Annotated in this window: 8 protein-coding genes; 7 read left to right on the top strand and 1 reads right to left on the bottom strand. The window is 71.5% G+C overall.

The window, feature by feature from the left end:
• Positions 1-50: 50 nt before the first annotated feature.
• From ABZX79_RS17200 to ABZX79_RS17170, 7 genes are all read left to right on the top strand, one after another.
• Positions 51-1,307, top strand: a complete 1,257-nt coding sequence (locus ABZX79_RS17200; protein ID WP_355257491.1) for an ATP-grasp domain-containing protein — start codon at positions 51-53, stop codon at positions 1,305-1,307.
• Positions 1,300-2,007, top strand: coding sequence for an HAD-IA family hydrolase (locus tag ABZX79_RS17195; protein ID WP_355257488.1), 708 nt, complete (start codon positions 1,300-1,302; stop codon positions 2,005-2,007). The genes ABZX79_RS17200 and ABZX79_RS17195 overlap by 8 nt, the downstream gene beginning before the upstream one ends.
• Positions 2,004-3,137, top strand: coding sequence for a hypothetical protein (locus ABZX79_RS17190; protein ID WP_355257486.1), 1,134 nt, complete (start codon positions 2,004-2,006; stop codon positions 3,135-3,137). Before ABZX79_RS17195 ends, ABZX79_RS17190 begins: the two co-directional genes overlap by 4 nt.
• Complete coding sequence (locus ABZX79_RS17185; protein ID WP_355257483.1) at positions 3,134-4,126, top strand: NAD-dependent epimerase/dehydratase family protein; 993 nt, start codon at positions 3,134-3,136, stop codon at positions 4,124-4,126. Before ABZX79_RS17190 ends, ABZX79_RS17185 begins: the two co-directional genes overlap by 4 nt.
• 286 nt (positions 4,127-4,412) lie before the next feature.
• On the top strand, positions 4,413-4,814 hold the full coding sequence (locus tag ABZX79_RS17180; protein WP_355257480.1) for a type II toxin-antitoxin system RelE/ParE family toxin: 402 nt from the start codon (positions 4,413-4,415) through the stop codon (positions 4,812-4,814).
• The gene (locus ABZX79_RS17175) at positions 4,811-5,140 is read left to right on the top strand and encodes a helix-turn-helix transcriptional regulator (RefSeq protein WP_355257477.1); all 330 of its coding nucleotides are present in this window, start codon (positions 4,811-4,813) and stop codon (positions 5,138-5,140) included. Before ABZX79_RS17180 ends, ABZX79_RS17175 begins: the two co-directional genes overlap by 4 nt.
• A gap of 255 nt (positions 5,141-5,395) precedes the next feature.
• Positions 5,396-7,087 carry a class I adenylate-forming enzyme family protein gene (locus ABZX79_RS17170; protein ID WP_355257474.1) on the top strand — a complete coding sequence of 564 codons (1,692 nt, stop codon included), beginning with the start codon at positions 5,396-5,398 and terminating at the stop codon, positions 7,085-7,087.
• Here ABZX79_RS17170 and ABZX79_RS17165 read toward each other — a convergent pair.
• Entirely contained in the window at positions 7,074-8,426 is a 1,353-nt protein-coding gene (locus ABZX79_RS17165) for a M6 family metalloprotease domain-containing protein (protein ID WP_355257471.1), read from the bottom strand. The genes ABZX79_RS17170 and ABZX79_RS17165 overlap by 14 nt on opposite strands.
• Positions 8,427-8,554 lie beyond the last annotated feature (128 nt).

Raw genomic sequence — 8,554 nt, 5'->3', positions numbered from 1 at the left:
TTTTCTCCTGACATCCCGCCCCCTGCTATCCGGAACACAGAGGTTGCCCCATGAGTGACAAGCCGGTGCTTCTCGTCGTCTACGACGCGGGGAGCCTCGCACCGACCCGGCTGGCGGAAGCCGCCCGGGACAACGGCTGCTCGCTGGTCTTCGTGACGGCCGAAACCGACCACGCGCGGGAGATGATCCCCACGCTGGAGACGGTCGGTTCCGTGGTGGACACGGCGGGCCGCACCGAGGCGGAGCTGCTGGACGCGCTGCGCGCCCTCGCCCCGGCGGGCATCATCACCTTCAGCGAGTTCCAGATCGCGCGCACCGTCCGGCTCGCGGAGGCGCTCGGGCTGCGCTACCACCGGTCCGCCGACGTCGACGCGATCACGCACAAGGACCTCCAGCGGCAGCGTTTCGCCGAGGCGGGCGTCGACAGCGTCCGCTTCCGTACGATCACCACGCCCGAGCAGGCCCACGAGGCGATCGCGTACGTCGGACTGCCCGCCATCATCAAGCCGGTGATCGGCGCGTCCAGCCGCAACACCCAGGCCGTGACGACCCCCGAGGAGTGCCACGCCGCCCTCGCGGACCTGTTCAGCGGCGATGGGGAAGGCGGCCCCGCCGAGACCGCCGTCATGCTGGAGGAGCTGCTGGTCGGCCGGGACACCCCGGCCCCCTGGGGCGACTACATCGCGGTCGACTGCGTCGCCGACGGCGACGGTGACGATGTACGTCCGGTCTTCACCACCAGCAAGTTCGCGCTGGCCGAGCCGTTCCGCGAGCGCGGCGGCTACGGCGGCTTCTCCGTCGTGCCGGAGACCGAGGAGCGCGCCGTACGCGACCTGGCGTGCAGCGCCGTACGCGCCCTGCGCATCCACGGCGTCGCCGACGTAGAGATCAAGCTGACCGCCGAAGGACCCCGGGTCATCGAGGTCAACGGCCGCCTCGGTGCCTGGGTCGACGACCTCGCCGTCCGTTCGGGCACCTCCGACCCCGCGTACGTGGCGGTCGCCGCCGCGCTGGGCCGCCCGTACGAGACACCCGAGGTGAAGCACGACGGGCCGATCGCCTTCCACTACCTGATCGTGCCGCCCGTCGGGGCCCGCAGGGTGGCGTCGATCCGCAACGTCTCCGCCCTGCGCCGCCTCCCGAACGTGGACCGCGTCACGGTCCTGGCCGAGCCGGGCGCCGCCGCGGACTGGCGCATCGGCGCGCGCGGCAACACGGCGGCTGTCATCGGCTCCGCCGCGAACCACCGGGAACTGGCCGCGACCGTCGCCGCCATCGAGAGCGTGGACTGGATCACCTATGAGTGAGTTCGTCATCTTCGACCTGGACGGCGTCCTGGTCGACACCCAGGACGCCGAGAACGGCGGGCTCGCGTACATCGGCGAGCTGATGGGCCTTCACCTGACCAAGGAGCGGCGGGACGAGCTGTTCTCCGGAAAGAAGATGCAGGAGTGCATCGACCTGATGGAGGAGATCTCGGGTGCGGCGCCGCCGGCCGACGCCATGGCGCTCGCGCGCGCCAAGTGCGACGAGCTCATCGGCTCCTGGCTGGAGCCCATCGAGGGTGTCGCGTACGCCCTTGAGCAGCTGAGGTCGTTCCTCGGGGCCCGGATGTGCGTCGCCTCGAACAGCCCGCCGGAGATCATGGCGAGCCGCCTGGGCAAGTCGGGCATCCTGCACCACTTCGAGGGCCGGCTCTTCTCGGCGTACGACATCAACGCCTGGAAGCCGGACCCGAAGCTGTTCCTGTGGGCGGCCGCCGAGTGCGGCGCCGACGTGGACGACTGCGTCGTGGTCGAGGACAGCCCGGTCGGCGTCGACGCCGCGCTCGGCGCCGGCATGCGGGTCCTTCAGTACACCGCCGATCCCGCCGTCGGCCCGCACCGCGACGGCGCCCTCGCCTTCCCTTCCATGCGGGAACTGCCCCGCCTGGTCCGCGACGCGCACCGGCTCGCGGCCCCCTACCCGCCGGCCACCGCTCACGCCCACCTCGGAGGTACGTCATGAACCAGCCCCGCAAGATCATGATCCTGGGCGCCGGCGACATCGGCCGCCGCGTCTTCCACGAGCTCGCCCACAGCACGCGAGACCGTCACGTCCAACTCGTAGGCCGTGACGAGGAGGTGGCGCTGCGCGCGACGAACCTGACCCGCTTCTGTGCGGTGCAGCGCGGCTACACCCCCACCGTGAGCCACGCCGTGACAGACCTGACCGACGTAGCGCGGACCGCCGAGCGCATCGCGGCCTTCGCGCCGGACGTCATCTTCCTCGCCGCCAGCTACCAGTCGTGGTGGGTCATCTCCACCCTGGAGCCGTCCGCCTTCCAGCGCGTGTACGCCGCCAACTACGGCCCGTGGCTGCCGATGCACCTGGTCCCGGTGATGAAGGCGATGGAAGCGGTCAAGCTCTCCGGCACCGAGGCCGTCGTAGTCAACGCGGCCTACCCGGACGCGGTGCACCCGGCGCTCACCGCGATCGGCATGTCCCCCGACATCGGCATCGGCAACGTCGCCAACAACGTCCCCGGCATCACGGCCGCCGCCGCCGACGAACTCGGCCGCAGCACCGCCGACGTCGAGGTGCGGCTCGTCGCCCACCACTACGTCTCGCACCGCCTGTCGCGCCACGGCAACAGCGGCCCGGCCGCCATGGGCCTCGGCATCCGCGTAGACGGCCGCGACATCACCGCCGAGCTGGACATCGAGGCGCTGCTGAACCGGCTCCCCGCGCAGTACCGCCGCACCGGCGGCATGCCGGGCCAGACCATGACGGCGGCCTCGGCCCTCAGCGTCCTGGAGCCGCTGGCCGACGGCCGCGACGCCGTCGTCCACGCGCCGGGCGCGGACGGCGCGCTGGGGGGTTTCCCGGTGGCGATCGAGTCCGGCAAGTTCCGGCCGCTGCTGCCGGACGGCATGACGGAGGAGCAGGCGCACGCCATCAACGTGTCGGGCCAGATCCAGGACGGCATCAGCGAGATACAGGCGGACGGCACCGTTGTCTTCGAGCCCGCATCGATGGCCATCATGACGGAGGAACTCGGTTACGAGTGCGCCGAGATGAAGCTGTCGGAGGCGGAGGACCGCGCCCGGGAGATCACCGACCGCTTCGCGGCGTACCGCACCGGGACGAAGCTGTGAAGCTGCTGCTGCTCGGTGGTACGGACTTCGGGGGGCGCGCGGTCGCCGAGGCCGCGCGGGACCGGGGCTGGGAGGTCACCGTCTTCCACCGGGGCGAGCACCCGGCGCCGGCCGGGGTGCGGGCCCTGCACGGGGACCGCACCGCACCCGACGGCCTGGCCGCCCTCGCCACCGGCGAGTGGGACGCGGTCGTCGACACCTGGTCGTCCGCCCCGTCCGTCGTGCGCGACGCGGCCCGGCTGCTCGCAGGCCGCGTGGGCCGCTACGCCTTCGTCTCCAGCCGTTCGGTGTACGCCTGGCCGGCCCCGGCGGGCCTTGACGAGGACGGCCCGCTGGCCGAGGGCGACCCCGACGCCGAAGCGACCGAATTCCCGGCGGACAAGCGCGGCGCGGAGCTGGCAGTCCTCCGCGAACTCGGCGAGAAGCGCACCTTGATCATCCGTCCCGGCGTGATCCTCGGCCCCCGCGAAACCCCCGGCCGCCTGACGTGGTGGCTGGACCGCATCGCCCGCGAGGCCGGCGGCCCGGTGCTTGCCCCGGGCCCCAAGACCACGCCCCTCCAGTACGTCGACGCGCGCGACCTCGCGGCGTGGGTGCTCGACGCGGTGGACGCCGGCCTGCAAGGCCCGTACAACCTGGTCGGCCCACGCGACCACGCCACGATGGGCGACCTGCTCGACGCCTGCGTACAGGCGACCGGATCGGACGCCGAACTGCGCTGGCTCTCCCCGGAGGCCATCGAAGCCGCGGGCGTCGAGGGCTGGAGCGACCTGCCGATCTGGGCTCCGCCGGGCAGCGAACTCCACGCGGCGGTGCACGCGGGCGACGTCTCGAGGGCCCTGTCCACGGGCCTGCGCTGCCGCCCGCTGCTGGACACGGTGAAGGACACGTGGGCTTGGCGCCAGTCACTACCGGCGGATACCGCGCCACCCCTCGCGGACGGCCTCTCCGCCGAAAAGGAGGCGGAGGTACTCGCTGGCCTGGCGTGAGAGGGGCGGCGGGCGGCGTCGTCCTCTGCGGCCGGGAAGACGACGGCGCGCGAGCTTGCCGCATACTGCGGCGGTGCCCAGGCCAGCCCGCCTGGTGGAAGTGGGCGGACCGTACGGATGACCCGCTGGAGCTCTGCCCGCATCCACTGTCCGGCACGGATCTGGACGCCGATGGTGAAGGTGTCGTACGCGACGCCGGGCAGGTCGACGCGTCTCAACGGCTTCCGCCCGCAAGGCAGGCAGCTCCACGCGACCCCTGGCATCGAAATGAGTCCTGGGTTATATTTTGGGGGTGGCGTGGGAAATCGTTCTTCTGGAACCGGTCAATGAGTGGTTCCTCACCCTGGCCGAGTCCGACCCTGAGACGGCAGTGCTCGTGGAGCGCGCCATCGACCGGCTGGCGACGATCGGACCTGGACTGGGCCGCCCTTTGGTCGACACTCTGACCGGCAGCAGTCTCTCGAACCTCAAGGAACTGCGCCCTGGGTCGCGCGGGCGCAGCGAGTTACGTCTACTGTTCGTGTTCGACCCCGACCGCGAGGCGGTCTTCCTCGTCGCGGGTGACAAAGCCGGCCGCTGGTCACAGTGGTACCCCGAATCGATCGCCCTCGCGGAGAAGCGCTACGCGGCGTACCGCGAGGAGAAGCAGGCAGAGCAGGAACGGCCCTCGAAGGGAGACAAGCGATGAGCCCGGCCCGTCGTTGGCAGGACGTGAAGGCAGAAGCGCACCGGCGCAACCCTGAGATGAGCGATCCCCAGCTCCAGGCACGCGCGGACGCCACTCTGGACGCCCAGATCGCCGGCTACCACCTGCGCGAGCTGCGCAAGCTGGTGGGAAAGACTCAGGGCGAGGTCGCCGCCGTCCTCGGTGTCTCCCAGTCCCGGATCTCGCAGATCGAGAATGGTGACATCGACGCCATGGAGTTGGAGACGCTGCGCGCCTATGCGGCCGCTCTCGGCGGCCACGTCGACGTCACGGTCAGCATCGGCCCGCATGCCGTCAAGGTAGCGTGACCCACCTCGCTCAGCGGCTTGAGCGAGGTCTCTGCAGGACCGACGCCCCACACACGATCAATGTGTTTCCGCAGGTCACACCTGGTCCATCATTTTCCGCTCAGGTTGGTGCGCAGCCCCGCCCACCCGCCCCAGGTGCGATCAGGTGGTGAAGGTTGGGCCTGGCAGAAATGTGTATGACGCACGAATCTTGACGTGAGGCGGGGGCGGGCATAGCGTCCTGAGAGCTGAGCAAGCGCTTAGAGAGGTTCGTCCGTGCCGAACAATGATCCCCTGCGCGTCGCCGAAGCCGCGCTGACCGCCCCAGGCGCGCCCTTCGAAGTCGTGCGCGCGGAGGACGGCAGTCCGATGTACGCCGGCGGCCCCCGGACGCTGCGGGAGTTCGTCGAGGCGACGTGGGCGTACGGAGACCGGCCGTTCCTGATCGCGGAGAGCGGGAGCTACACCTACGGCGAGTTCTTCGCCGCGGCCTCCGCCCTGGCCCGCCGCTTCGTCGAGGACTACGGCCTCGCCCCCGGGGACCGTGCCGTCATCGCCATGCGCAACCACCCCGAGTGGCAAGTAGCCTTCTGGGCCGCGCAGTTGGCGGGGGTGGTCGCCGTGCCGCTGAACGCCTGGTGGACGGAGGCGGAGTTCACGTACGCCCTCGACGACTGCACACCCAGCGTGCTGCTCGTCGACGGCGAGCGCCTGCCCCGAGTGCAGCCGTGGCTAGCGGCTCGCAGCGAGCCACGGCGGCCCAAGGTCGTCGTCTTCCACGGCGACGCGGGCCAGTGGGGCGAGGCCTACGAGGGCATCAGGGCAGCCGATCCGCACCTCGCCCCGCCCGACGTCGACGTACGCGCCGAGCACGACGCGACGATCATCTACACCTCCGGCACCACCGGCCGCCCCAAGGGCGCCGTAGCCACCCACCTCGCCCAGGCCGGCGCCGCCACGCACCCCCGGTTCCACGCCGCGCTGTCCGCGCTGGGGCGCGGGCAGATCCCGGGGCAGGGGCCGACCCCCGTATCGCTCATGACGTTCCCGTTCTTCCACGTCGCCGCCTTCACCGCGCTGTACGCCGCCATGGCGGCCGGCGGCACCCTCGTCCTCATGCACAAGTGGGACGCCGGGCGGGCGCTCACGCTGATCCGCGAGCACAAGGTCACGCACTACGCCGGTGTACCGGCCACCGCCCTCCAGCTGCTGGACGCCGCCGAAGCGGCCGGGGACGGGCTGCAGAGCCTCGCCATGCTCAACACCGGCGGCGCCGCCGCGCCCGCCGGCCTCGTCGGGCGGCTCACCGCCCGGCACGGCGAGCGCATCGAGCCGCGCAACGGCTACGGGCTCACGGAGACCAGCGGCGGTGTCATGGCCAACTTCGGCGCGGCCTACCGCGCGTACCCCGGCAGTGTCGGCCGGCCCGCACCGGGCACTGAAGTCCGCATCGCCGGGCCACACGGGCAGCCGCTGCTCGACGGCGAGGTCGGTGAGCTGTGGCTGCGCGGGCAGTCGCTCGTCAGGGGCTACTGGAACGACCCCGAGGCGACCGCGCAGGCCTTCGCCGACGGCGGCTGGTTCAGGACCGGGGACCTCGCGACCGTGCGCGACCGGCGCGTCAGCATCGTCGACCGCATCAAGGACATGGTGATACGCGGCGGCGAGAACGTGTACTGCGTCGAGGTCGAGAGCGCGCTGCACGACCACCCGGACGTACTCGACGCGGCCGTGCTCGGCGTTCCGCATCCCGTCCTGGGCGAGGAAGTCGCAGCGGTCGTGCAGCTGCGGCCCGGCGCCACGGCCGGTGCGGACGAGCTGCGCGCGCATGTCGCCAAGGGTCTCGCCGCGTTCAAGGTGCCCGCCCACGTGCTCGTACGGGACGAACCGCTGCCGCGCAACGCCACCGGCAAGATCCTCAAGCGGGAGCTGCGCACCACCACGGACCGCCTCGTCAGCGGCGGCTGACGCGGACCCGGAAGTTGCCGCGCTCGTCCTCCTCCGTCACCGAGATCCGGATCCCGTACTGCCGGTCCTTGAAGGTCTCGCCCTCCCCGAACGGCGCGTCCGACAGCTCCGCGTGCACATTGGGCCGCCGCGTGCAGCCCCCGCTGTCGCGCTCGCTGTCGGCGACGGTCACCGGACCGTGGCCGGTGTCGACGTCGGCGTCGACCCGGTAGATCAGGACGCCCGGCTTGCAGACGGCCTCGTCGTTGCCGGCCCGGGTGCGTACCTCCACGGCGTACCCCGCCCTGTCCGTCAGCGGTATGAACACCAGCTTCACCCGGCTGTCCTCGCGGCCGTCACTGCCCGCGTCGCCCGCGTCACCCTCGCCGCTCCCGGCGCGCGAGGCGAGCGGCGCGAGGACGTGCTCGCTGGTGCCGTTCTCGGACGCGCAGCGGATCTGCGCGCTGTCGAGCCAGCCGAGCTTCCACTTGTGCCAGCCGAGCAGGTCGTTGTTGGCCCCCCAGTCCTCGGACATGATGTCCCAGTGCCCGACCGCACCCCCGCCGTCCACGGTGTAGAGGTCCGGCAGCCCGAAGACATGGCCGTTCTCGTGCGGCAGCACGCGATAGCCCGTCTCGCCGTACGATCCCGACCCGTCGTCCTGGCGGCTGTAGACGAACGACGTGTTGGCGAGCGGGACGCCGTCCGCGCGCGGCGCGTCGTCGTTGCCGGAGAAGGTGACGGACAGGACGGTGTCCAGGGCCGAGGGTCCGGCGTTGGGTGTGACCAGGACGTTGACGAGATCGTACGAGCGGAAGTCCACCCGGTCGTCGGTCGCGGCGATGATGTCCTCGACGAGGCTGCGGTAGCCCGGTTCGTACGGTGAGCCGCGGTCTATGCCGTACTCCGCGAAGGGCATCGGCATCCGCACCCAGTCCGTGAACGGCGTGACGGGCCGGTAGCGCAGACGCCCGTACGAGCTCGTCGTGAACCACTGCGTCGTCTGCGGGAAGAACTCCTCGAACCGGTCGCGCGCCGGGCCCCTCCCCGGCGCGTCCGAGAAGTCGATCATGAGGGTGAGGGCGCGTACGTCACCCGTGGAGCGCGCGAAGCCGGGCGGCGTCGGGAGGCCCTCCGACATCTGTACGCCCATGGTGCCCGCGATCCGGCACGGCTTGAGGGCGGCTTCGTCGGCCACCGAAACGGCCTGGTCGGCGGTGGCCACCGGGCCGGCCGATGCCCTGGAACGGTTGTTGAGCGGGGATCCGTCGGAGGTCACGGCGGTGAGGACGAGGCCGGTGAGGGCGGCCACGCTGACTATGTGGCGGGGCTTGCGTATCCGGGGGCGGGTCCGCTGCATACGTTCGCCTTCGGGTCCGCGGCAGCCGGCCGTCCCAGACTGCTCTCGTTCGATCACCCTGTGCCGGGGGCCGTCCGGCCGCCCGCTGGGTGACCCGATCGTGGGAATTTCCCGGCCTGGCTGTGTTC

The organism is Streptomyces sp. NPDC002994 (genome assembly GCF_040611155.1).
In the GTDB taxonomy this organism is placed as follows: domain Bacteria; phylum Actinomycetota; class Actinomycetes; order Streptomycetales; family Streptomycetaceae; genus Streptomyces.
The sequence above is the reverse complement of the archived record's forward strand: the minus strand, read 5'-3'. Positions and strand labels throughout refer to the sequence as shown.

Excerpts from the sequence above, each read along its gene's own strand:
- ABZX79_RS17200 (WP_355257491.1), top strand. The coding sequence starts at position 51 with ATGAGTGACAAGCCGGTGCTTCTCGTCGTCTACGACGCGGGGAGCCTC.
- ABZX79_RS17195 (WP_355257488.1), top strand. The coding sequence starts at position 1,300 with ATGAGTGAGTTCGTCATCTTCGACCTGGACGGCGTCCTGGTCGACACC.
- ABZX79_RS17190 (WP_355257486.1), top strand. The coding sequence starts at position 2,004 with ATGAACCAGCCCCGCAAGATCATGATCCTGGGCGCCGGCGACATCGGC.
- ABZX79_RS17175 (WP_355257477.1), top strand. The coding sequence starts at position 4,811 with ATGAGCCCGGCCCGTCGTTGGCAGGACGTGAAGGCAGAAGCGCACCGG.
- ABZX79_RS17165 (WP_355257471.1), bottom strand. The coding sequence starts at position 8,426 with ATGCAGCGGACCCGCCCCCGGATACGCAAGCCCCGCCACATAGTCAGC.